At 65.2% G+C, this 21,910-nt stretch carries 22 protein-coding genes; 15 read left to right on the forward strand and 7 right to left on the reverse strand.

Annotated features, from left to right (window positions below; translation table 11 throughout):
• Positions 1 to 24: 24 nt before the first annotated feature.
• The 5 genes from HDIA_RS19645 (at position 25) to HDIA_RS19665 (ending at position 5,013) form a co-directional block, all read left to right on the forward strand.
• Positions 25 to 1,002, forward strand: a complete 978-nt coding sequence (locus HDIA_RS19645; RefSeq protein WP_245883987.1) for a TRAP transporter substrate-binding protein — start codon at positions 25 to 27, stop codon at positions 1,000 to 1,002.
• Between the two features lie 94 nt (positions 1,003 to 1,096).
• The gene (locus HDIA_RS19650; RefSeq protein ID WP_173796265.1) at positions 1,097 to 1,603 is read left to right on the forward strand and encodes a TRAP transporter small permease; all 507 of its coding nucleotides are present in this window, start codon (positions 1,097 to 1,099) and stop codon (positions 1,601 to 1,603) included.
• The gene (locus tag HDIA_RS19655; protein WP_099557697.1) at positions 1,600 to 2,877 is read left to right on the forward strand and encodes a TRAP transporter large permease; all 1,278 of its coding nucleotides are present in this window, start codon (positions 1,600 to 1,602) and stop codon (positions 2,875 to 2,877) included. The genes HDIA_RS19650 and HDIA_RS19655 overlap by 4 nt, the downstream gene beginning before the upstream one ends.
• Before the next feature lie 9 nt (positions 2,878 to 2,886).
• Positions 2,887 to 3,933, forward strand: a complete 1,047-nt coding sequence (locus tag HDIA_RS19660) for an L-idonate 5-dehydrogenase (protein WP_099557698.1) — start codon at positions 2,887 to 2,889, stop codon at positions 3,931 to 3,933.
• Between the two features lie 192 nt (positions 3,934 to 4,125).
• Positions 4,126 to 5,013 carry a dimethylarginine dimethylaminohydrolase family protein gene (locus HDIA_RS19665; RefSeq protein WP_099557699.1) on the forward strand — a complete coding sequence of 296 codons (888 nt, stop codon included), beginning with the start codon at positions 4,126 to 4,128 and terminating at the stop codon, positions 5,011 to 5,013.
• A gap of 14 nt (positions 5,014 to 5,027) precedes the next feature.
• On the opposite strand, the gene HDIA_RS19670 is transcribed toward HDIA_RS19665, so the two are convergent.
• The 4 genes from HDIA_RS19670 to HDIA_RS19685 form a co-directional block, all read right to left on the reverse strand.
• Positions 5,028 to 6,155, reverse strand: a complete 1,128-nt coding sequence (locus HDIA_RS19670; protein ID WP_099557700.1) for an ABC transporter permease — start codon at positions 6,153 to 6,155, stop codon at positions 5,028 to 5,030.
• Between the two features lie 3 nt (positions 6,156 to 6,158).
• A complete protein-coding gene (gene rbbA, locus HDIA_RS19675) occupies positions 6,159 to 8,903 on the reverse strand; it encodes a ribosome-associated ATPase/putative transporter RbbA (protein ID WP_099557701.1) in 2,745 nt (914 codons plus the stop codon).
• Complete coding sequence (locus HDIA_RS19680) at positions 8,890 to 9,891, reverse strand: HlyD family secretion protein (protein WP_099557702.1); 1,002 nt, start codon at positions 9,889 to 9,891, stop codon at positions 8,890 to 8,892. Before HDIA_RS19680 ends, rbbA begins: the two co-directional genes overlap by 14 nt.
• A 257-nt stretch (positions 9,892 to 10,148) precedes the next feature.
• Complete coding sequence (locus tag HDIA_RS19685; RefSeq protein ID WP_099557703.1) at positions 10,149 to 11,213, reverse strand: D-TA family PLP-dependent enzyme; 1,065 nt, start codon at positions 11,211 to 11,213, stop codon at positions 10,149 to 10,151.
• A 118-nt stretch (positions 11,214 to 11,331) separates the two neighbouring features.
• On the opposite strand from HDIA_RS19685, the gene HDIA_RS19690 reads away from it, so the two are divergent.
• The 6 genes from HDIA_RS19690 to HDIA_RS19715 all read left to right on the forward strand — a co-directional run bounded on the left by HDIA_RS19690 (position 11,332) and on the right by HDIA_RS19715 (position 15,604).
• Positions 11,332 to 12,174 carry a transporter substrate-binding protein gene (locus HDIA_RS19690; RefSeq protein WP_099557704.1) on the forward strand — a complete coding sequence of 281 codons (843 nt, stop codon included), beginning with the start codon at positions 11,332 to 11,334 and terminating at the stop codon, positions 12,172 to 12,174.
• A 62-nt stretch (positions 12,175 to 12,236) separates the two neighbouring features.
• Positions 12,237 to 12,899: an amino acid ABC transporter permease gene (locus tag HDIA_RS19695; protein WP_099557705.1), complete on the forward strand. Its 663-nt coding sequence runs from the start codon at positions 12,237 to 12,239 to the stop codon at positions 12,897 to 12,899.
• A gap of 5 nt (positions 12,900 to 12,904) precedes the next feature.
• Positions 12,905 to 13,567 (forward strand): amino acid ABC transporter permease, encoded by a 663-nt coding sequence (locus tag HDIA_RS19700; RefSeq protein WP_099557706.1) that lies wholly within the window; start codon positions 12,905 to 12,907, stop codon positions 13,565 to 13,567.
• Positions 13,568 to 13,581: 14 nt separating this feature from the next.
• The gene (locus tag HDIA_RS19705) at positions 13,582 to 14,352 is read left to right on the forward strand and encodes an amino acid ABC transporter ATP-binding protein (RefSeq protein WP_099557707.1); all 771 of its coding nucleotides are present in this window, start codon (positions 13,582 to 13,584) and stop codon (positions 14,350 to 14,352) included.
• A gap of 46 nt (positions 14,353 to 14,398) precedes the next feature.
• Positions 14,399 to 14,785: a RidA family protein gene (locus HDIA_RS19710; protein WP_099557708.1), complete on the forward strand. Its 387-nt coding sequence runs from the start codon at positions 14,399 to 14,401 to the stop codon at positions 14,783 to 14,785.
• Positions 14,786 to 14,812: 27 nt separating this feature from the next.
• Entirely contained in the window at positions 14,813 to 15,604 is a 792-nt protein-coding gene (locus HDIA_RS19715; RefSeq protein WP_099557709.1) for an IclR family transcriptional regulator, read from the forward strand.
• 10 nt (positions 15,605 to 15,614) lie between these two features.
• On the opposite strand, the gene HDIA_RS19720 is transcribed toward HDIA_RS19715, so the two are convergent.
• The 3 genes from HDIA_RS19720 to HDIA_RS19730 all read right to left on the reverse strand — a co-directional run bounded on the left by HDIA_RS19720 (position 15,615) and on the right by HDIA_RS19730 (position 18,359).
• Complete coding sequence (locus HDIA_RS19720) at positions 15,615 to 16,523, reverse strand: carbohydrate kinase family protein (protein WP_099559039.1); 909 nt, start codon at positions 16,521 to 16,523, stop codon at positions 15,615 to 15,617.
• Positions 16,516 to 17,433, reverse strand: a complete 918-nt coding sequence (locus HDIA_RS19725) for a pseudouridine-5'-phosphate glycosidase (RefSeq protein WP_099557710.1) — start codon at positions 17,431 to 17,433, stop codon at positions 16,516 to 16,518. The genes HDIA_RS19720 and HDIA_RS19725 overlap by 8 nt, the downstream gene beginning before the upstream one ends.
• 203 nt (positions 17,434 to 17,636) lie before the next feature.
• On the reverse strand, positions 17,637 to 18,359 hold the full coding sequence (locus tag HDIA_RS19730) for a carbonic anhydrase (RefSeq protein ID WP_099557711.1): 723 nt from the start codon (positions 18,357 to 18,359) through the stop codon (positions 17,637 to 17,639).
• A 185-nt stretch (positions 18,360 to 18,544) separates the two neighbouring features.
• On the opposite strand from HDIA_RS19730, the gene HDIA_RS19735 reads away from it, so the two are divergent.
• The 4 genes from HDIA_RS19735 to HDIA_RS19750 are packed head-to-tail and all read left to right on the forward strand — an operon-like array spanning position 18,545 to position 21,907.
• On the forward strand, positions 18,545 to 18,793 hold the full coding sequence (locus HDIA_RS19735; RefSeq protein WP_099557712.1) for an acyl carrier protein: 249 nt from the start codon (positions 18,545 to 18,547) through the stop codon (positions 18,791 to 18,793).
• Positions 18,790 to 19,989, forward strand: a complete 1,200-nt coding sequence (locus HDIA_RS19740) for an acyl-CoA dehydrogenase family protein (protein WP_099557713.1) — start codon at positions 18,790 to 18,792, stop codon at positions 19,987 to 19,989. Before HDIA_RS19735 ends, HDIA_RS19740 begins: the two co-directional genes overlap by 4 nt.
• 5 nt (positions 19,990 to 19,994) lie before the next feature.
• Positions 19,995 to 20,903 carry an amino acid--[acyl-carrier-protein] ligase gene (locus HDIA_RS19745; RefSeq protein ID WP_099557714.1) on the forward strand — a complete coding sequence of 303 codons (909 nt, stop codon included), beginning with the start codon at positions 19,995 to 19,997 and terminating at the stop codon, positions 20,901 to 20,903.
• Between the two features lie 5 nt (positions 20,904 to 20,908).
• Positions 20,909 to 21,907: a DUF1839 family protein gene (locus tag HDIA_RS19750; protein ID WP_099559040.1), complete on the forward strand. Its 999-nt coding sequence runs from the start codon at positions 20,909 to 20,911 to the stop codon at positions 21,905 to 21,907.
• Positions 21,908 to 21,910 lie beyond the last annotated feature (3 nt).

Below are 21,910 nucleotides of genomic sequence, written 5' to 3' on the forward strand. Positions count from 1 at the left end.
CAGCACCAATCAAGGGAGGATACGATGCTGACTATGAAACGACTGGGAACGACGGCGCTTGCCGCGATGGCGGGCATGCTGCTTGCCGGCTCGGCGCTCGCCGCCGACATGACGCTGAAGCTCGGCCATCTCGCCAACGAGCAGAACACCTGGCACAAGGCGGCCATGAAGTTCGCCGAGGAGGTGAAGTCGCTCACCGACGGGCGCATCGAGGTCGAGGTCTATCCGAACGAGTCGCTCGGCAAGGAGATGGACCTCGTCAACGGCATGCAGCTCGGCACGGTCGACATGACGATCACCGGCGAGAGCCTGCAGAACTGGGCGCCGATGGCAGCCCTTCTCGCCGTGCCCTATGCCTACAAGTCGCTTGACCACATGGATGCCGTCGCCAGCGGCGAACTCGGCAAGAAGATCGAGGCCGAGATCGTCGAGAAGGCGCAGATCCGCCCCCTCGCCTATTTCGCCCGCGGTCCGCGCGATCTCACCTCCAACCGCCCGATCAAGTCGCCGGACGACCTCAACGGCCTGAAGATGCGCGTGCCCAATGTGCCGCTCTTCGTCGCGGTGTGGAATGCGCTCGGCGCCAGCCCGACGCCGATGGCCTTCTCCGAGGTCTTCACCTCGCTCCAGAACGGCACCATCGACGCGCAGGAAAACCCGCTCGCCCTCATCAAGTCGGCGAATTTCAACGAGGTGCAGAAATACGTCAACAAGACCGAGCACGTGCGCTCGTGGATCTACCTGACGATTTCCGAAATCACCTGGGCCAAGCTCTCCGACGCGGACAAGAAGGCGGTCGAAACGGCGGCCAAGGAGGCGCAAGCCTACGAGCGTGAGCTCTTCCTGGCCGACGAGAAGAGCCTCGTGACCGAGCTGGAAGGCAAGGGCATGACCTTCGTCGACGTCGACGGCGCCGCCTTTGCCGCCAAGGCCAAGGACGCCGTGCTTGCCAACGTCAAGCCGGAGATCAAGCCCTACGTCGAAGAGCTCTTCGCCGAATAAGACAGGTCTCCGCTGATCTGACACAGAACACGAGACCAGCAGTCTGCTGCTGGTCTCGCTCGACGCGGCCTTGCATTCAAAACGGATCGCCCCCGTGGATCTTCGAAAGACCATCCGGACCATCGAACTCCTCTGCCGCCTGCTCACCGGGCTTGCCTTTGTCGTGCTCGGAGCTGCGGTGCTCGTTCAGGTCGTCGGCCGGCTCCTGTCCGCTTCCCCAGTCTGGACCGAGGAACTGACCCGCTTTGCCCTTCTCTATGTGGCGGCCTTCGGCGCGGGGCTCTCCTACAAGAGCGGCGATCTCGTCAACGTCGACCTCATCTGCGAAAGCCTGCCCGGACGCTGGCCCTGGCGCCTGCGCCTCTTTTCAGCAACGGCGACCGCCGTGCTCATGGCCTTCCTGATCATGCCGGCCTGGAAATACACCTCCATCGGCGCGATGCAGACCTCGCCGGCGCTCTCCTGGCGCATGGACTTCATCCACGCGAGCGTCCTCGTGCTGCTTGCCAGTCTGCTGCTCTTTTCCGTCCTGCGCGTCGTCGCGATGATCGCCGGAACCTCGGACGGCCTTCCCAACGCGGCGGTGGACGACCAGCCATGAACCTTGCCATCCTGATCCTGGTTTTCGTCGGCGGACTCATAGCCGGCGTGCCGGTGGCCGTGACCCTCGGCCTTTCCTCGCTCTGCTACCTGCTCGCGGCCGGCATTCCGCTCGTCGTCATTCCGCAGAAGATGTACGCCGGCATCGATGTCTTCGTGCTGCTCTGCATTCCCGGCTTCATCCTCGCCGGCAATCTCATGAACAGCGGCGGCATCACCGGGCGCATCATCCGCTTCGCCAACGCCCTCGTCGGCTGGATGCGCGGCGGCCTTGGCCTCTCCAATGTCGCCGGCTCCATGCTCTTCGGCGGCATCTCGGGAACGGCCGTGGCCGACGCCGCCTCCATCGGCGGCATGATGATCCCCGGCATGAAGAAGGCCGGCTATCCGGCGGACTTTTCCGCCGCCGTCACCGCTGCCTCCTCCACCGTCGGCCCGATCATCCCGCCGAGCGTGCCGATGATCATCGTCGGCGCGCTCTCCGGCATCTCGGTCGGCAAGATGTTCATCGCCGGCGCGGTCCCCGGCATCCTGATGGGCCTTGCGATGATGGTGACCTGCTACATCATCGCGGTGCGCAAGAACTTCCCCCGCCAGCCGTGGCAGGGCGTTGGGGAGCTTGCCTCGTCCTTCCTCGGCGCCTTCTGGTCACTCGCCATGACGGCGCTCATCGTCGGCGGGCTTTTGAGCGGCATCGCGACGCCGACCGAGACCGCCATCGTCGCCAGCGTCTATGCCTTCATCGTCGGCCGCTTCATCTACGGCGACCTGCCCTTGAGGGCCGTGCCGCGCATCATCATCGACAGCGCCGTCTCCTCCGCCGCGATCCTCGTCCTCGTCGGCTTTGCCAACGTCTTCGGCTGGATTCTCGTCTCCGAGCGCATCCCGCAGATGATCGCGAACGCCGTCCTCTCGCTCACCGACAACAAGTATCTGGTGATCCTGATCATCAACCTCCTGCTGCTCTTCGTCGGCATGTTCATGGAGACGATCGCGGCCCTGATCATCCTCTTCGTGCCGCTCTTGTCGCTGGCGCAGGGCGTCGGCATCGACCCGCTGCACTTTGCCACCTTCGCCGTGCTGAACCTGATGATCGGCCTGACGACACCGCCGGTCGGCGTCTGCCTCTTCATCTGCGCCAACATCGCGCGCCTGCCGCTGACGCCGGTGATCAAGGCCATCGCGCCCTTCCTGATCACCAACATCATCGTGCTTCTTCTCGTTTCCTACATCCCGGCGCTCGCAACCTGGCTGCCCTCGGTTCTCTTCAAATAGGCCCCCGACATGAAAACGCGCGTCTGCCGCCTCTACGCCCAGAACGACATCCGCATCGAGACCGACGACGTCGCCGCGCCCGGCCCCGGCGAGGTGCTGGTGCGCATCGGCGCTGGCGGTATCTGCGGATCGGACCTGCACTACTATCAGGAGGGCGGCTTCGGTCCGATCCGGGTGAAGGAGCCGATCATCCTCGGCCATGAGGTTGCCGGCACCGTCGAGGTGCTTGGCGCAGGCGTATCGACGCTTGCTGTCGGCGACCGGGTGGCGCTCAATCCGAGCCGCCCCTGCGGCGCCTGCAAATACTGCCTCGAAGGCATGCCGACCCATTGCCTCACGATGCGCTTCTTCGGCTCGGCCTTGCGCTTTCCCCACGAACAGGGCGCTTTCCGCGACCTCATGATCGCCGACGCCGTGCAATGCGTCGCGGTCGCTCCGCACGTCACCCTGGCCGAGGCCGCCTGCGCCGAGCCGCTCGCCGTCTGCCTTCATGCCCGTAGCCGCGCGCCGAATCTGAAGGGCAAGAAAGTGCTCGTTACCGGCGCCGGTCCGATTGGCGCTCTCTGCGTCGCGGTTGCGGCGGACGCCGGCGCTGCCGAGATCGTCGTCACCGACCTTCAGGACGCAACCCTCGCTGTTGCAAGCAAGATGGGCGCGACCCGGACCATCAACGTCGCCAAAGACGGCGCGGCTCTTGAGGCCTATTACGCGGACAAGGGCCACTTCGACGTAACCTTCGAATGCTCCGCCGCCGGTCCGGCGATCAGGAGCGCGATTGCCGCGACGCGTCCGCTCGGCACCATCGTTCAGGTCGGCGTGACGGGCGACCTGCCGGTTCCGATCAACATGCTCGTCGGCAAGGAGATCACCTTCGCCGGCACGCACCGCTTCCATCGCGAATATGCCGAGGCGGTCGCCGCGATCAACTCCGGCGCCATCGACGTGAAGCCGATCATCACCGGCAGCTATCCGGTCGAGGAGGCGATGGCCGCCTTCACAGAGGCGGGCGACCGCAGCCGCGCGGTCAAGGTGCAACTCGAATTCGCCTCGGCGTAAGGGGCGTCGCCGGAAGTATCGGAGCGACGGTTGGGATTTCGGCCATGCCCGGCCTGCGGTTCTGTCACGATCTGATGGACGAAATCCCCTCAATTGGATAGTCGTCACGGCGAGCAGACGACGGCTGCGGCGCCGGACGCCGCAGATCCTTGTCGCTCTCCTATCGGTCCGATTCTCGTTCAATGAGGCCCCATGTCCGCTCCCGCGCCCGAATGGCAGATCGACAGTGAAACCGGTGTCCTGCGCGATGTGCTGCTGTGCCCGCCCGACCACTACGAGTGGATTACGACCAACGACATCGCGCGGCGCAGCCTCACCGCGTCCGGCGGCGCAAGCCCCGACCACCAGGGCCTTCAGGCGCAATTCCGCGAACTGACGGACTGCCTGGAGGGCGCCGGCGTTGCCTGCCACTATCTGGAGCCCGAGCCGCAGCTCCCCTATCAGGTCTATACGCGCGATTCCTCGCAGGTGACCCCTTGGGGCCCCTTCGCGACCCAACTCTTCCGCCCGCAGCGCCGCGGCGAGATTGCCTCGATCGCCGCCTTCTATGAAAAGACCGGCTGCCCGATCCGACGCTTTCCTTCGGCCGGCTCCGTCGAGGGCGGCGACATCCACATCATCCGCCCGGGCCTGATGGCGATCGGCTATTCCGGCGAGCGCACCACGCAGTCCGGCGCCGAGCAGTTTGCCGGCTGGTTCGAGGCCGAGGGCTGGTCGACCCGGATCATTTCCTTCGCGGAACACTTCCTGCACCTCGACGTCATCTTCTCCATGGTCGCGGACGGGCTGGCGCTTGCCGTGACTGACGTCATCGACGACGAACACCTCGACTGGTTCAAGGCCAACGGCATTCGCCTGCTGCCCGTCAGCTACAAGGAAGCGATGGGGCAGATGGGCTGCAACGTGCTGGCGCTCGGCAACGACCGCGTCGTCAGCCCGCGCCATTCCAGACGCGTCAACGAGATGATGCGGGCCGAGGGCCTCACCGTCCTCGAGCCGGAACTCGACCTCTTTGCCAGCGGCGGCGGCAGCGTCCACTGCATGACGATGCCGCTGAAGCGCGACTTGATGGCGAAATAGACGGACGAACCTGGCTATCCGGCCTGCGCCAGCATGCGACGGAAACGGCTGACCGCGGCAACGAGGAAGACAAGACCGATGCCGGACATGATCAGAAGCTGCGGCCAGACGATGGCGATGCCCGCCGCCCGGTAGAGGATCGCCTGCGCGAACTGGACGAAATAGACCGACGGCGAGGCGTGCATGGCGATTTGCAGCCACTGCGGCATGCTTTCCAGCGGCGTCATGGTCCCCGACAGCAGCATCATCGAGATGAAGACCGGGATGGCGAGCAGCGCGAACTGCGGCATGGACGAAGCGACGGTCGCAAGCAGGATGCCGAGCGACGTCGTCGCGAAGAGGTAGACGAAGGTCCCGGCCAGAAACAACGGTATGGAACCGGCAATCGGGATGCTCAAAAAGATCTTCAGAACGATCTCGACCGACAGGAAGACCGCGACGAGGATCACCAGCCCGTTCGCCCAGATCTTGGCGAGCGCAATCGCCGTCGGCGAGACCGGCATGACGAGAAGATGCTCCATCGTGCCATGCTCGCGTTCGCGCATCACCGCCGCGCCGACGAGCAGGATGGAGAGGATCGTGATCGAGTTGATCACCTGCATCACGCCGTTGAAGCGCACGCCGTCGAGGTTCGGGTTGAAATAGAAGCGGATCGCCGTCTGGACCGGCAGCAGGCTCGAAACCGTCTGCCGCTGCAGGTAGCTGGCCGTCTCGTTCGTGAGGATTTGCTGCAGGTAGGCGATGCCGTTGCCGGCCTGCGCGATCGCCGTCGCATCCGCCCGGATGGCGACCGCCGGCTGGCGGCCCGCCAGCACATCGGCTTCGAAATTCGGCGGAAAGGCAATGACGAAGGTGTATTGGCCGGCGTCGACCGCCGCATCGATGGCCGAGGCATCGACCGTCACCGGTTCCTGGAAATAGCGCCGCGGAATGGCGTCCACCAGACGTTCGCTGAGTTGCGAGCGGTCGAGGTCGACGATCGCTATGGCCGCGTTCGAGACCTCCAGCTTCACGCCCCTCGCAACCAGCATCACCGCGATGGAAAGCGCGTAGACCACGAGGAAGAGCATCACCCGGTCATAGCGAAGGCTGGAAAATTCCTTCAGCCCCAGGAAAAAGACATCGCGCAGGAAGCGGATCATCGCTCACGGCTCCTGCTTCTTGAGGATCAGGGACGCAGCGCCGATGAAGATCAACCCGAACAACGCAAGCATGGCGAAATTGGCGGCGAAGTCGGTCACCGGGCGTATCTTGGCAAAGGTACCGAGCGAGATCGTCTGGAACCAGGAGGCCGGAAACAGGGTGCCGACGACCCGGCCCGGCCCTTCCACCGAGGCGAGCGGAAACAGGAAGCCGGAGAAATTGATCGCCGGTATGACGCTGAGGATGGCCGTCGCAAACGTCGCGGCGACCTGCGTCGTGACGATGGTGGAGACCAGCAGACCGAAGGCCGTGCAGGCAAAGACATAGAGGAGCGCGCCGAAGGTCATGGCGGTCAGCGAGCCGTTGAAGGGGACGCCGAAGACGAAGACCGCCGTGGCGATCAGCATGGCGATGTTCACGGTCGCCAGCGCGACATAGGCCAGTTGCTTGCCGATCAGGAATTCGACGACACTCGCGGGCGAGGCCTGAAGGTTGGCGATTGAGCCGATCTCGCGTTCACGCACCACGCCAAGGGCGGTCATCATCGACGGGATCAGCATCAGCACCAGCATGATGACGCCGGGCGCGATCGCATTCACCGACTTGAAGGCCTGATTGTAGAGGAAGCGCGGCCGGATCTCGATCGGCAGGACCAGACCCGACGCCCCCGCCGAAGCCTCGCGCGCCTTTTCCTCGGCCCAGGTCGTCACGAGCCCGTTGACGTAGGAGCGCACGGTCTCGGCGCGGAAGGTATTGGCCCCGTCGATCCAGACGCTCACCTCCGGCTGCCGGCTCAGCAGCAGATCACGCCCGAAGCTCGGCGGGATGCCGATGACGAGGCGAAGTTCACCATCCTGCAGCCGCCAGTCGACCTCCGCCTCCGATCCGATTGGATCATGCTGCTCGAAATAGCGCGATCCCTCGAAACTCCTGAGAAAGCCCCTGCTTTCGGCGGACTGGTCGCGGTCGAAAACCGCATAGGGAAGCGATTCCACGTCGAAGGAAATGCCGAAGGAGAAGATGAAGAGGAGGAAGACCGGAATGCCGACGGCAAAGCCGATCCGGATGCGGTCGCGCAGGATCTCCAGCGCTTCCCGGCGGCAGAAGGCCCAGACCCTGCCGAGGCTGCTCGCGACACCTGACGGCGCGTCATGCGTGGCGGCGGGCTGATCAGTCCCGTCGGCGGCAACGTCCGGCTCCACGGTGCCTTCCTCGTCGTCCTCCACCAGATAGGAAATGAAGGCTTCCTCCAGCGAGGGCGCATGACGCGAGGCCACCAGGTCGGCCGGCGTGCCCATGGCCAACACCCGCCCGCGATGCATGAGCGAGATACGGTCGCAGCGCTCTGCCTCGTTCATGAAATGGGTCGAGACGAAGATCGTCACGCCGTCCTTGCGCGAAAGATCGGCGAGATGGCGCCAGAAGTGATCGCGGGCCGCCGGATCGACGCCGGACGTCGGTTCGTCGAGGATCAGCATGCGCGGACGGTGCAGGCAGGCGGCGGCAAGTTGCAGGCGCTGGCGCAGGCCAAGCGGGAGCTTTGCCGGCAGATCGTCGGCAACCTCCCTTAGCCCGAACCGGTCGAGGCTTTCGTTGACGCGATCGGCAATCTCGCCCGATGGCACGCGGTAAAGCCGCGCATGCAGCCGAAGATTTCCCCGGACCGTCAGCTCCTCGTAGAGCGAAAAGCTCTGGCTCATGTAGCCGACATCGAGCCGCGCCGTGAGATCGCGCGGATCGACGGAGCGCCCGAAGAGCTCCGCCCGGCCTTCGGTCGCATCGAGCAGACCGGTGAGCATCTTCATCGTCGTCGTCTTGCCGCAGCCGTTCGAGCCGAGAAATCCGAAGATTTCGCCGCGCGGGATGCTGAAACTGACATGGTCGACGGCCGTGAAATTGCCGAAGCGGCGCGTCAGCCCCTCGGCGACGATCACCGGCGCTCCGCCGTCCGCGTCGGTCCGGGGCGGAATGACAAGAATGTCCTCCCCCGGGTCGTTGCCGCTGTTCTGGAGCCGGCGATAGGCGGCCTCAAGCCCCTTCCCGCCGGCATTGGCAATGACCTCCGCCGTCGGTCCGCAGGCGATCAGCCGGCCGTCGTCGACGGCGATCACCCGGTCGAAGCGTTCGGCTTCCTCCATGTAGGCCGTCGCGACGATCACCGTCATGCCGGGCCGGTCGGCGCGGATGCGGTCGATCAGCGACCAGAACTGCCGCCGTGAAAGCGGATCGACGCCGGTGGTCGGCTCGTCGAGGATCAGGAGGTCGGGGTCGTGCACGAGGGCGCAGCAGAGCGAGAGCTTCTGCTTCATGCCGCCCGAGAGCTTGCCCGCAGGCCGGTCCGGAAACGGATCGAGCCCTGTCGCCTGCAGGAGACGCGCGATGCGCGCGGCGCGTTCGCGGCCATGAAGGCCGAAGAGGCGGGCATGAAAGTCGACGTTTTCGGTGACGGACAGGGTCGGATAGAGGTTGCGCCCGAGCCCCTGCGGCATATAGGCGATCCGCCCGGCGATGCGGCTGCGGTGACCCGCATCCGCCATCGAGCCGCCGAGCACCTCGACCGTTCCGGTCTGCAGCCGGCGCACACCGGCGATCAGTCCGAGGATCGCGGATTTTCCAACTCCGTCGGGCCCGATGACCGCCGTCGCACTGCCGGAAGGCAGATCGAAGGAGACATCGTCGGCGGCAGTCGTGCGACCGTAGCGGTGCGTGACCGAGACCACACGGACCGCGGGTTCACCCGGCGGCATCGGGCAACCTCGGCTGCAGCCAGTCCGGCCAGGCGGCGTCCGCCCCAAGTCGGACGTAGGCATCTCCCGTAAGGCCCGACTTCACATAGTCGCGGTACTCCTTGAGGAGGTCCGTCGGCACCGCGACCTTGACCCGGTACATGAGCTTCTCGCGCTCGGAGGTCGTTTCCACCGTCTTCGGCGTGAACTGCGCCTCCGCCGCCACGAAGGAAACGCTGGCGGGGATCACATACTCCGGCGCGGCATCGAGAACGATGCGCGCTTCACTGCCGAACTTCACCTTGCCGACCGAGGAGGTGGGCAGGAAGACGGTCATGTAGACGTCGGAAAGGTCGAGCAGCGTGACGACGCGGCCGCCGGCCGCGACGACTTCGCCCGGCTGGACGAGCTTGTATTCGACCCGGCCGGCGATGGGCGCCTTCAGCACCAGGTCGTTGATCGTCGCCTTGATCTGCGTGACCTTGGCCTCGGCCACCTTCTGGGCGGCCTGAGCGGAGCCGAGCGACGCCTTGGCCGCCTCAACGGCGGCGGCGGCGACATCGCGCCCGGCGCGGCGCTGGTCCGCTTCCGACTGCGAGGAAAAGTCCCGCGTCCTCAGATCTTCCGCGCGCTTGAGCTGCACATCCGCAAGCTCCAGTTCCGCCTGCCGGCTGGCAATCGCCGCCCGCGCCTGCGCCACGCCCTGGATCGCCTGCTCCACAGACGCCTGAGCGGCGGCAAGTTCGGCCAGGGTTTCGCTCTGGTCCAGGGTTGCGATCACATCGCCCGCCGCGACGAGATCGCCCTCCCGCACGTCGATGGAGGCAACGCGTCCCGGCAGTTTCGCCGACACGTCGACCCGCTGCACCTCGATCCGACCGTTCGCCATGGCGATGGTGTCGGGGAGTGCATGCGAATCCGTCGCCAGCACGTAGCGGTAGACGCCGAAGCCGCCGACAAGGGCCACCACGATGAGAAGAACGACGGCACGGATGAGCTTGCGCGACATGGCGACCCGATGAGCTCGTGGAGAAGGAGTAGGCGGTGGCAACCCGGCGTGCACTCGGAGTTCGATTCGCTCCGGCGTCCATCCGCCTTGCCCTCTGGCTTTTCGGGATCAGTTGTACAGATCAAAACGACGGAACGGCAAGGGCATACGGGTTTCAACGTGGCTGGGCGAGAGCCGGAGCGTCTGCGCAGCCGAATACCCGGGCAGAAGATCGGGCGGACCGACCGACTTCGCCAGACCAACCGTTCCGCGCAGGCTCAGACGACCTTGCCGCGCGCCGGCACCGGCCAATAGCCGACCACCTCGCCTGCCCGCAGGACGTGCACGCCGTCGACCATGTTGGTGACGACGCAGGCGTGGTTCGGCACGATCTGCAGCTTGTCACCGACCGAAAGCCCGATCGGGCCCTCGCTGACGATCCGTCCATGCTCCTCCGAAAGCTGGTCGATCGACAGATCCGGCCGATCGAGGACATGGCCGTGGCCTGTGAGGCCGAGGAGATCGGAGGTCAGCACCTTGCTGCCCGCATCGATGATGGCACGGTCCGGCGCGGGCACGGAGACGACCGTGGCAAGCACCGTCAGGGCGCAGTCGTCATAGCCACAAACGCCGCGAACGACCAGCGAGCGGTCGTTGTAGACATAGGTTCCCGGCCGGTGCTCGGTGACGACGGACGGCTTGTGGGCGCGGAACATGTCCGGCGAGCCGCCGGAGGTGATCGTTTCCACGGAAAGCCCTTCCGCCTCGATCAACGCCTTCGCCCTGGTCATGAAGTCCTGCACGGCCTCGGCGCCGCCGACCGGCGGATAGGTCATCAGGCCCGCGAATGTGAGGCCCGGCAAGCGGTCGATGATCAGGGCAAGATCGCGGGCCGCCTCGGGCGAAGAGACACCGCAGCGATGCGCACCAGTGTCGCATTCGACGAAGACCCCGAGCGGCTTGTCCGCATCCGCGAAGGCCCCTGAAAGCCCGGCCACGACCGGCTCACTGTCTGCGACGACCCTGAGCATGATCTTGCCGGCCAGCGCCCTCAGGTGGGCAAGCTTGCCGGCCCCGAGAATGTTGTAGGTGATCAGCACGTCCGTGATGCGGTCGCTGCCGGCGACCATGGCCTCGGCCTCGGACACCTTCTGGCAGGTGATGCCGACCGCGCCGGCGTCGAACTGCATCTCGGCGATCTTCGGCAACTTGTGCGTCTTGATATGCGGCCGGACGGCAAGCCCGTTCGTGGTCGCATAGGTCTGAAACCGCTGGATGTTCCGCTGCACGACATCAAGGTCGACCAGCACGGCGGGCGTATCGATCTCAGACCACTCACCCATTTGCTCTCTCCGCTTCCTCTCAAGGGCACTTGACAAGATATGCGACAAGGCCAAAACTTCGTCAATCCGTTATTACAGACACATGTCTGCTATATTGGACAACGAGAGGAACAGCAACATGATCAAGACATCGGCACTGGCGGCCATCCTCGCCGCAACCCTTTCCTTCGCCCTGCCCGCCAACGCGCAGGAGACCACCAGCAAGCTCCAGGAGGTTCTCTCCCGTGGGCACCTCGTTCTCGGAACCGGAAGCACGAACGCGCCCTGGCACTTCAAGAGCGCTGACGACAAGCTGCAGGGCTTCGACATCGACATGGGCCGCATCGTCGCCAAGGCTCTCTTCGGCGATCCGGACAAGATCGAGTTCGTCAATCAGTCGTCGGATGCCCGCATTCCGAACATCACCACCGGCAAGGTCGACATCACCTGCCAGTTCATGACCGTCACGGGCGAGCGCGCCCAGCAGGTCGCCTTCACGATCCCCTACTACCGCGAGGGCGTCGGCCTGATGATGAAGGCGGACAGTTCCTACGCCGACTATGCGGCGCTGAAGGCCGCCGGTTCGTCGGTCACGGTGTCGGTGCTGCAGAATGTCTATGCGGAGGACATGGTCCACGCCGCTTTGCCGGAAGCGACCGTCGACCAGTATGAGTCGGTGGACCTGATCTATCAGGCGCTTGAGGCTGGCCGCGCCGACGCGGTGGCGACCGACCAGTCGTCGATCGCCTGGTACATGACCCAGAACCAGGGCCGCTACAAGGATGCCGGCTACGGCTGGAACCCGCAGAGCTACTCCTGCGCCGTCGCCCAGGGCGATCAGGTCTGGCTGAACTTCGTCAACACCGCCCTGCACGAGGCGATGACGGGCGTCGAATTCGACTTCTATGCCAAGTCCTTCAAGACCTGGTTCGGCGTCGATCTCGCCCCGCCGCAGATCGGTTTCCCGGTCGAATACAAGTAAGACAGTCGGCGCGGCGGCGATTTCCCCGTCGCCGCGCCCCGAATTTCCGGACCCGATCCCTCATGGGCTATCAACTCAATTTTGCCGCCGTCTGGCGCAGCTTCGACAGCCTGCTGGAAGGCCTTGGCCTTTCGCTCCTGCTGGCGGTCGGAGCGATCGGCATCGGCTGCCTGATCGGCCTTGTCGTCGCCTTCGGCCTCGTCTCCAAGCGCGGCCTCCTGCGCCGGCCGGCAGCGCTCTACGTGACGATCATCCGCAACACGCCCATTCTGGTGCTGGTGCTTTTCACCTATTTCGCCCTGCCGCAGCTTGGCCTGCGCCTCGGCAAGATCGAGTCCTTCGTCTATACGCTGGCGATCTACTCCGGCGCCTATCTGGCGGAGGTCTTCCGCGGTGGACTGAAGGCCGTGCCGCCGGGCCTGCGCGAGGCCGGCCTCGCGATCGGCCTCACCGAGCATCAGATCCGGACCTCGATCATCCTGCCGGTGATGTTTCGCTCCGTCCTGCCGGCCCTTTCGAGCACCTTCATCTCGCTCTTCAAGGACACCTCGCTCGCCGCCGCCATCGCCGTGCCCGAACTCACCTTCGAGGCGCGCAAGATCAACGTCGAGACCTTCCGCGTGGTCGAGACCTGGATCGTCGCGAGCGGACTTTACGTCGCCACCTGCACGGTGATCGCCGCGCTCCTGCGCCGGCTCGAACGCCTGCTGGCCATTCCAAGGTGAGCCCGATGGACTTTCTCCCCTTCCTCGACCAGCTCTGGATCGCCCGCATCCCGCTTCTCAAGGGCATCGGCCTGACGGTCGCCATCTCGGCGCTCGCCATTGTCGCGGGCACGATCCTCGGCATCTTCGTCGGCCTCGGCCTGACCTACGGGCACATGCTCGTTCGCCTCGTCCTTCGCGGCTATACGGACTTCATCCGCGGCACGCCCGTGCTCGTGCTGGTGCTCGCCAGCTACTACGTGCTCTCGACGATCGGCCTGCAGCTCGATCCCTTCGAGGCCGGCGTCCTCGCCCTCGCGGTATTCTGTTCGTCCCATGTCGCCGAGATCACGCGTGGAACGCTCGGAACGATCCCGGTGGGGCAGATCGAGGCGGCCAAGGCCATCGGCCTCACCTTCTCGCAGACCTTCGCCTATGTGCTGGGTCCGCAGGCGATGCGCCTCGGCCTGCCGGCCTGGGTCAACACCGCCGCCGAGATGGTGAAGGCCTCAACCCTGCTCTCGATCATCGGTGTCGCCGAACTTCTCCTGCGCACGCAGGAGGTGATCTCGCGCACCTTCATGAGCCTGCCCTTCTATTTCTTCGCGGGCCTTCTCTACTTCGCCGTCAATTACGCGATCGAGCGCTTCGGGCGCTACGTCGAGGCGAAGACCCACATCCCGCGCTAGATCGAGTTCCCGACATGACCGCGAAACTTCTTGAAATTCAGAACCTTCACAAGAGCTACGGCGCGACCGAGGTGCTGAAGGGCGTCGACTGCTCCCTGACCAAGGGCGACGTCGTCTCGATCATCGGTTCGTCCGGTTCCGGCAAGACGACCATGCTCCGCTGCATCAACATGCTGGAGGAATTCCAGGGCGGCACGATCCGCCTCGACGGCGAGGAAATCGGCTATGAGACGAGCGGCAGCACGCGCCGCCGGCGCTCGGAGCGGGACATCGCCCGCCAGCGCGCGCTGACCGGCATGGCCTTCCAGCAGTTCAATCTCTTCCCCCACATGACGGCGACGCGCAACGTCACGCTCGGCCTCACCAAGGTGAAGAAGATGGCCCACGACGAGGCGGTGGCGCTTGCCGAACGCTGGCTCGACCGGGTCGGCATGCTGGCCCGCAAGGACCATTTCCCCGGCCAGCTTTCCGGCGGTCAGCAGCAGCGTGTCGCGATCGCCCGCGCCATCGCCATGAATCCCCGCCTGATGCTCTTCGACGAAGTGACCTCCGCGCTCGATCCCGAACTCGTCGGCGAAGTGCTGCAGGTGATCAAGGATCTCGCGGCCGACGGCATGACGATGCTGATCGTCACCCACGAGATGCGCTTCGCCTTCGAGGTGTCGAACCGCGTCATCTTCATGAATCAGGGCCGTATCGCCGAGGAAGGCAATCCGCGCGAGATGTTCATCGCGCCGAAGACCGAGCGCCTCGCCGAATTCCTCAAGTCGTCGAGCTTCGGCTGACGGCTTTTTCCACCACTTTCCATCAAAAACAAGAAAGGTCATCCTTGTGACGATTACACGCTATGGCGCCGGAGAAACCGGCGCGGGTGGACAGCCCCTTCCCTTCGCCCGCGCCGTCGAGGCGGACGGCTGGCTCTATGTTTCAGGCCAGGTGGCCATGGAGAACGGCGAGATCGTGGCCGGCGGCATCATCCCGCAGACCCGCCGCACCATCGAGAACGTGATCAAGATCCTCAAAGAGGCCGGCTATGGCCTGGAAGACGTGGTGCGCGTCGGCGTCTGGCTTGACGATCCGCGCGATTTCTGGAGTTTCAACGGCGTCTATGCCGAATATTTCGGCGCCCATCCCTCGGCGCGCGCTTGCGTGCAGTCGAGCATGATGGTCGATTGCAAGGTCGAGATCGACTGCATCGCCTACAAGAAAAAGGCCTGATGCCAATCATCGGGATATGAGGATCCAATGGTTCTGGACGCAGAGGAAAGCATCGGCAAAAGGGCGCGCGGGCTCGACAGGGCCTTCGAGATCCTCGACTTCCTGCGCCTGAAACGCATGCCGATGCGCCCCAACGAGATCGCCGGCCAGATCGGCGCGCCGCGCTCGTCGGTCTATGAACTCGTCAACCTCCTGGTGCGTCTCGGCGTCCTCGAATATCGCGGCGGCGACGGCCGGGTCTATCTCGGCCGCAAGCTCTATTTCCTCGGCACCGCCTATGCCGAGGAATTCGACCTCATGCGCGAATGTGACGATCTTCTGGTGCGCATCGCCGAGGAAACCCGCGAGACCTCGCAGCTCTGCATGCTGGAGGGCAACAAGTATACGGTCGCGCTGATGAAGGAGGGCCTGCGGCCCTTCCGCATCTCTTCCAACGTCGGCGAGCCGGTCGCGATCCCGTGGACGGCCTCGGGCCGCCTGCTCGTCTCGCACATGAGCGACGACGAGATCCTCGCCTTCATCCCGCCGCAGGATTTCCAGCTTCCCGATGGCTCCTGGCTGGAGACATCGGTCTTCCTCGCCGAGGTCGCCAAGGCGAGGAAGGACGGCTATTTCACCTTCAACAGCGCGGTCGAGACCTTCACCCACTGCTTCGCGGTGCCGGTGCGCGACGAGAGCGGCATCTGCGTCGCAACGCTCTGCCTCGTCGCCCCGCGCGAGGACGGCCTTGCCAACCACGCGGCCTATCTGGGTTGCCTGCTTCGGGCGGCCGACGATCTCTCCGCCCGGTTGGGACATGAGGCCAAGGCGACGGCCTGAGCCGCCGCCCTCAAGCCTGTTCGAGAGCCGAGGGCCGGCCGCCAAGCACGGTGGTGATGGCCGCACCGGCCGCCGTGCCGCGCACTAAGCAGGTCGCGATATCGTGCCCGCCAAGATGAGCCGCGACATAGGCGGCAAGGAAAGCATCGCCCGCCCCCGTCGTATCGATCACGTCCGCGACAGGCGCGGGCGCCGAATATCGCAGCCCATCGGCAAGGGCTTCGGCGCCCTGCGCGCCTCGCTTGATGACGAGGGTCTTGTAGAGCGGACCGAGCCGCTGGAACTGCTCATCGGGATCGTTGCTGCCGGAAAGCAGCGCCGCCTCCGCCGCATTGGGGAAGCAGAAGTCCATGCCCCGCGTCCACTGAAGAAAATTCTCCACCCCGAATTCGGACAGGAAGGTGATGGATGACGGATCGATCGAGGTCGCGATCCCTGCCGCCTTGGCCTTGGCGAGGAAATCGAGCACGGCGGTCCGCGAGCCCGGCGCCACCAGCGCATAGGCCGAGACGTGCACGATCGCAGCGCCCGCAAGCAGCCCCTCCGGCAGGTCGGCGGATGACAGGGCATCGTTGGCGCCGCGGTCGGTGAAAAAGCTGCGCTCGCCGTCCGCCGCGACCAGCGTCACCAGCTTGCCGGACGGCAGATCGGCGTCTGAACCGAGATGCGCCTCGACGCCGGCGGCCGCGAAGTCCGTGACCAGTCGCGCATGATCCTCATGCCCGACACGCGCCACGAAGCGTGTTGGCACGCCGGCGTGGGCCAGCCAGCAGGCCTGGTTCGCCCCGGACCCGCCCGGCAACATGCGGATGGTCGCCCGGCAGTCGGACCCGCGCACCATCTCGCCCTTGGCACGGACGATGATGTCCGTCATCACATCGCCGATGACGACGACCGTCCCGATTGTCGTGTCAGCCATTGCTGCCGGCCAGCGCCACGGCAATACGCGCGGCCAGCGCGGCGTTGTTCTTCACCAAGGCGATATTGGCAACGAGGCTGCGCCCGTCGGTCAATTCCAGGATGCGCTGGAGCAGGAAGGGCGTCAGCGCCTTGCGGGTAACGCCCTTTGCCTCCGCCTCGGCGATCGCTTCCGCGATCCGCTGGTCGATCATGGCGCTGTCGAGCGCGTCGGCCTCCGGGATCGGGTTGGCGATGAGAAGGCCGCTGGAAAAACCGAGCGCCCGATGGGTGGCGATCACAGACGCGATTTCCTCGGGGCTGTCGCAGGCAAAATCGACCGTCTCGCCGCTCTCGCGTGTGAAGAAGGCCGGAAAGGCCGTCGACCGGTAGCCGAGCACCGGAACGCCGTGGGTCTCGAGGAATTCCAGCGTCTTCGGGATGTCGAGGATCGATTTCGCCCCGGCGCAGACGACGGTCACGGGCGTTTGCGAAAGCTCGATGAGATCGGCGGAAATGTCGAAGGTTTCTTCCGCGCCCCTGTGCACCCCGCCGACGCCGCCCGTCGCGAAAACCGGAATGCCGGCCTTGGCGGCGATCACCATGGTCGCGGCCACCGTTGTGCCTGCCGTCCCGCCACGCACCATGATCGGGGCAAGGTCCCGGCGCGTCGCCTTGAAGACGTCCTTCGCCTGGCCGAGCCGGTCAAGCGTTGCCTCGTCCAGCCCCGCCACCAGCTTGCCATTGAGCACGGCGATGGTCGCAGGCACGGCCCCGTTCTCCCGCACCGTGGCTTCGACGGCCCGCGCCGTCTCGACATTTTGCGGATAGGGCATGCCGTGGGTGATGATAGTGGATTCCAGCGCCACGACCGGCCGCCCCGCCGCAAGCGCGGCCGCGACCTCGGGACTGGTGATCACATCGGTCTGCATAGAATTCTTGTGTCCGTTTCTGGAAGGCTGGCGTATCGCGCCGGATGGTGCCGATCCATAGGCCGACCCGGCCCCCGTCAGCAAGCCCGCCGATGCAGGCCCGCCCGTACATGACCGCCGGGAAGCAACGGCAACGACCTGAAAACCAGCGGCAGGACGATGGCGCGGTGCGCGGAGATTGCCCCCGCGCACCACGCGGCCATTCAGTCGAGATTGGTAACGATGCCGGTTTTCAGGTCATAGATCGCAGCGACAATCTTGAGCTTTCCGCCATCGACGAGGTCTGCGATAGGCCTGCTCGTCGCCGTCAGCCGTGCTGCGGTTCGCCGCGCGCTTTCCATGGCGGTGTTGTCGACGAAATCGCCGGGCTCGCCCTGCACGGCAATCGCCGCCGGCACGATGGGTTCGATCATCGGTCCGATGGCGCCGGGATAGGTCGCCTTCTTCGTCACGACATTGCAGGCGGCGCTCGCCGCGCCGCAGCCGGTGTGAGCAAGCACGACGACAAGTGGCGAGCCGAGCACGGCCGTGCCGTACTCGATGGTGCCGAGCGTCGCGGTATCGACCAGGTTGCCGGCGTTCCGGGCAACGAAGAGTTCGCCGACACCATGGCCGCCAAAGATCAGTTCGGGAGGGACGCGGCTGTCGGCGCAGCTGACGATCGTCGCCCATGGCGCCTGATGACCGGCGACGGATGCCCGCTTCGCGGCAAGATCGATCGAACAGAGTTCCGGAGTGCGCACATAGCGCTCGTTGCCCGATTTCAGCCTGGCAAGCGCTTCGCCGGGCGAGAGCGCGGTCGCGGCGCCATCGGCGGCCCGTGCCTGCGGGGCCCCGCCATCCAGCCCGAGCGCGACCAGGCCGGCCACGCCCAGTGTCAGCAGATGACGTCGACCGATCCCGGCCGTCTCACACTTTTCACACATGTACGCACCTTTTCTTTCCAAACCCCAAGGTGGGGCGTTAAGTCGTCTTAGAAATATTTCGGCGTCCGTATAAAGACATGATTCACCAATGATCTCGCGCCGCGCGCCTTTTCACTCTTATGATAGAATTTGTCTCTTATTTTGAATGTCACGAACAGCACTCGGTCATTTCGGGAATATTAGCGATGCAGCAGACCATTCGAGAATTGATTTCGAAGCACGGCGGAATTGAGGGCAAGGCGCTCGACGAGACAAGTGACCTTTACGATGCCGGCCTGACGTCGTTTGCCTCCGTCCAGCTGATGCTGGGACTGGAAGACACCTTTGACATCGAGTTTCCCGAAACGATGCTGAACCGGCGAACCTTCCAGTCGATCGCCTCGATTGCGGCGGCCGTCGCCGAGCTCGTCGGCGATCATGAGAATGCATCATGAGCGCCATCGAACGGATTGACGCCAAGGCCCCGGCCCAGACCGAGAGTCTCAGCGAACGCGCGCGCGAAGTCGCCGCCGTCGCGGCCGCCCACGCCGATGACGTCGACCGCAAGGCCCGCTTCCCGCACGAAGCCATCGCCGCCATGAAGGTGAAGGGCCTCCTTGGCATCATGGTGCCGGCCGCACTCGGCGGCGAAGGCGCGAGCCTTGCCGAGGTCGCCGAGGTCACCTCAGCCATCGGCCAGGCCTGCGCGGCGTCCGGCATGATCTTCGCCATGCACCAGATCAAGATGTCGAGCCTCGTCTCGCATGGCGTCGAGAGTGCGTGGCATTCCGAATTCATGAGCCGTGTTGCCAGGGAGCAGCTTCTGCTCGCCTCGGCGACGACCGAGGCCGGCATCGGCGGCGATCTGCGCAACTCCATCTGTGCGGTCGAGGTCGAGGGCGACAAGGCGCGGCTGGAAAAGGCCGCGACCGTCATTTCCTACGGCTCCCACGCGGACGCCATCCTCGCGACCTCGCGCCGCCACCCCGACGCTCCCTCGTCGGACCAGGTCATGACCGTGCTCGTCAAGGGCCAGTACGATCTGGAAAAGACCAACGACTGGGACACGCTCGGCATGCGCGGCACCTGCTCGGATGGCTTCATGCTGCGCGGCGAAGTCGCCGCTGAGCAGATTTTCCCCAAGCCCTTCGCGGAAATCGCCGCCCAGTCGATGCTGGCGACCTCGCATCTGCTCTGGGCCTCGCTCTGGCACGGCATTGCCGTCGACGCATTTGCCCGCGCCCAATCCTTCGTGCGCGCCGCCGCCCGCAAGCAGCCGAGCGCAACGCCCCCCGGCGCGCTGCGACTGGCCGAGGCCGGCAGCGTCCTGCAGGCCATGCGCTCGGGCATCCGGTCGGGTCTGGAACGCTTCGAGGCTGCCAAGGCCGATCCGGACGTGCTCTCCTCGATGGGGTTCGCCGTCGCCATGAACAACGTCAAGGTTGCCGCCTCCGAGCAGGTGCTCGCCGTCGTCGACCAGGCGCTGCTGGTCACCGGTATCCTCGGCTACAAGAACGGCACGCCCTACAGTGTCGGCCGGCATCTGCGCGATGCCCACTCCGCGCGGCTGATGATCAGCAACGACCGCATCCTCGCCAACACGTCGAACCTGCTGCTCGTGCAGCGGCAGGACGCCAGCCTTCTGAGGTAACCACCATGGATGTTCAGGGCAGTTTCCTCGATCAGCTCTTCGACCGCGGATTGCTGATCGAGACGGGCGTCGACGGCCTTTACGGCCGCAGCGGCGTTTTCGAAGACGTCATCGCCCGCTTCGATGCGCTGGTGACCCGCTATGGCGAGGCCGACGGTGCCGAGGTGATGCGCTTTCCTCCCGGCATGAGCCGGCCGCATTTCGAAAAGAGCGGCTATCTGAAGAGCTTTCCCCAGCTTGCCGGCACGGTGCACAGCTTCTGCGGCGACGATCAGGGTCACGCCCGCATCATCGAATGCCTTGCGACCGGCGAGGACTGGACCGGCGAACAGAAGGCGACGGACGTCGTCCTGACGCCTGCGGCCTGCTACCCTCTCTATCCGGTGATCGCCAAGCGCGGCCCCCTGCCGCCGGAAGGCCGGCTCTTCGACCTCCAGTCCTATTGCTTCCGCCACGAGCCCTCGCTGGAGCCGACCCGGATGCAGCTCTTCCGCATGCGCGAGTATGTCCGCGCCGGAACGCCCGAGCAGGTGGTGGACTTCCGCGAGAGCTGGCTGGAGCGAGGCCAGGAACTCATCAAGTCGCTGGCACTGCCGATGAAGGTCGATGTCGCCAACGACCCCTTCTTCGGCCGTGCCGGACGCATGATGAAGGTGAACCAGCGCGACCAGGGCCTGAAGTTCGAGCTTCTGGTGCCGGTCAACAGCGAGGAAAGCCCGACGGCCTGCCTCAGCTTCAACTATCACCAGAACCATTTCGGCCAGACCTGGGGCATCGCCACGGACGCCGGCGAGACGGCCCATACCGCCTGCGTCGGCTTTGGCCTCGAACGCGTGGCGCTCGCGCTCTTCCGCCACCACGGCCTTGACGTGAAGACCTGGCCGAAGCCCGTCCGCGAAACGCTCTGGGGTTGACGATCATGCCGCAGCCGACCACGCAGGACCGCGCGTCGGCGGCCTTTGACGCGGCCGTCTTTCCCGCGCTCGATCCGTCCGCCTATGAGCGTCACCCGCTGCATTCGGCCGACCGAATCTGGCCGGAAACCAACTGCTTCATGGATCTGTGGATCGAGGTTCTGGCAAGCCTCGGCCACGCGCCGGAGGCCATGCTCGGCTTCACGGTGACGCAGGATTTCGAGGGCGACCAGGCGACCTTCTTCAAGGTGCCCGCGGCCGACCTTGAGGCGATCTACGGCCTGAGGCTTCAGGAACTGGCGATCTTCGAGCATGTCGAGGATCACGTGACGACCCAGATCGCCCGTGGCCGGCTCTGCCTCGTGGAGGTCGACGGCTTCTACCTGCCGGATACGCAGGGTGTGGCCTATCACACGGAGCACGGCAAGACGACGGTCGCCATCAACCGGCTCGACATCACCGGACGGCGGATGGAGTATTTCCACAACGCCGGCTATTTCACCCTCGAAGGCGAGGATTTCGACGGCGTCTTCCAGCGCACGCCCGGTGCCGACGGCGAACGGCCGCTGTTCCTGCCCTATACGGAATTCGTGAAGTTCGGCCCCGCCCCCGAGGACGGGAACATGAAGGCCGACGCCTGCAAGCGCCTTGCCTCCGCTCTGGCCCAGCGCCCGGCGGAAAACCCGATCGCGGCCTTCGCCGCCGTCTTCCCGGCGCAGGCCGAAAACCTTGCCGGTCGGCCCTTTGCCGCCTTCCATCACTACGCCTTCAACACGCTGCGACAGTTCGGCTCGAACTTCGAACTGCTCGCCAGCCACCTCGACTGGCTCGGCGAGGACGGTGCTGACGCCCGCGCCATTGCCGAGACGATGAAGAGCGCCCAGTTCCAGCTTGCCCGCGCGGTCAATCGCGGCAAGTTCGAAAAGCTCACGGGCGTCCTCGATCCGGCGGTGGCGGCATGGGACCGGCTGATGGCCGATCTGGAGACAAGGTTCAAAGCGTGACGA

Source organism: Hartmannibacter diazotrophicus (assembly GCF_900231165.1).
GTDB classification, from domain to species: Bacteria; Pseudomonadota; Alphaproteobacteria; order Rhizobiales; family Pleomorphomonadaceae; genus Hartmannibacter; species Hartmannibacter diazotrophicus.

What these genes read in the sequence shown, in the direction of transcription:
- HDIA_RS19740 (WP_099557713.1), top strand. Translation starts at nt 18,790, where the DNA reads ATGAGCGCCATCGAACGGATTGACGCCAAGGCCCCGGCCCAGACCGAG.
- HDIA_RS19660 (WP_099557698.1), top strand. Translation starts at nt 2,887, where the DNA reads ATGAAAACGCGCGTCTGCCGCCTCTACGCCCAGAACGACATCCGCATC.
- HDIA_RS19725 (WP_099557710.1), bottom strand. Translation starts at nt 17,433, where the DNA reads ATGCAGACCGATGTGATCACCAGTCCCGAGGTCGCGGCCGCGCTTGCG.
- HDIA_RS19715 (WP_099557709.1), top strand. Translation starts at nt 14,813, where the DNA reads ATGGTTCTGGACGCAGAGGAAAGCATCGGCAAAAGGGCGCGCGGGCTC.
- HDIA_RS19670 (WP_099557700.1), bottom strand. Translation starts at nt 6,155, where the DNA reads ATGATCCGCTTCCTGCGCGATGTCTTTTTCCTGGGGCTGAAGGAATTT.
- HDIA_RS19730 (WP_099557711.1), bottom strand. Translation starts at nt 18,359, where the DNA reads ATGTGTGAAAAGTGTGAGACGGCCGGGATCGGTCGACGTCATCTGCTG.
- HDIA_RS19745 (WP_099557714.1), top strand. Translation starts at nt 19,995, where the DNA reads ATGGATGTTCAGGGCAGTTTCCTCGATCAGCTCTTCGACCGCGGATTG.
- HDIA_RS19690 (WP_099557704.1), top strand. Translation starts at nt 11,332, where the DNA reads ATGATCAAGACATCGGCACTGGCGGCCATCCTCGCCGCAACCCTTTCC.
- HDIA_RS19645 (WP_245883987.1), top strand. Translation starts at nt 25, where the DNA reads ATGCTGACTATGAAACGACTGGGAACGACGGCGCTTGCCGCGATGGCG.
- HDIA_RS19685 (WP_099557703.1), bottom strand. Translation starts at nt 11,213, where the DNA reads ATGGGTGAGTGGTCTGAGATCGATACGCCCGCCGTGCTGGTCGACCTT.
- HDIA_RS19735 (WP_099557712.1), top strand. Translation starts at nt 18,545, where the DNA reads ATGCAGCAGACCATTCGAGAATTGATTTCGAAGCACGGCGGAATTGAG.
- HDIA_RS19665 (WP_099557699.1), top strand. Translation starts at nt 4,126, where the DNA reads ATGTCCGCTCCCGCGCCCGAATGGCAGATCGACAGTGAAACCGGTGTC.
- HDIA_RS19750 (WP_099559040.1), top strand. Translation starts at nt 20,909, where the DNA reads ATGCCGCAGCCGACCACGCAGGACCGCGCGTCGGCGGCCTTTGACGCG.
- HDIA_RS19700 (WP_099557706.1), top strand. Translation starts at nt 12,905, where the DNA reads ATGGACTTTCTCCCCTTCCTCGACCAGCTCTGGATCGCCCGCATCCCG.
- HDIA_RS19720 (WP_099559039.1), bottom strand. Translation starts at nt 16,523, where the DNA reads ATGGCTGACACGACAATCGGGACGGTCGTCGTCATCGGCGATGTGATG.
- rbbA (WP_099557701.1), bottom strand. Translation starts at nt 8,903, where the DNA reads ATGCCGCCGGGTGAACCCGCGGTCCGTGTGGTCTCGGTCACGCACCGC.
- HDIA_RS19705 (WP_099557707.1), top strand. Translation starts at nt 13,582, where the DNA reads ATGACCGCGAAACTTCTTGAAATTCAGAACCTTCACAAGAGCTACGGC.
- HDIA_RS19695 (WP_099557705.1), top strand. Translation starts at nt 12,237, where the DNA reads ATGGGCTATCAACTCAATTTTGCCGCCGTCTGGCGCAGCTTCGACAGC.
- HDIA_RS19680 (WP_099557702.1), bottom strand. Translation starts at nt 9,891, where the DNA reads ATGTCGCGCAAGCTCATCCGTGCCGTCGTTCTTCTCATCGTGGTGGCC.
- HDIA_RS19655 (WP_099557697.1), top strand. Translation starts at nt 1,600, where the DNA reads ATGAACCTTGCCATCCTGATCCTGGTTTTCGTCGGCGGACTCATAGCC.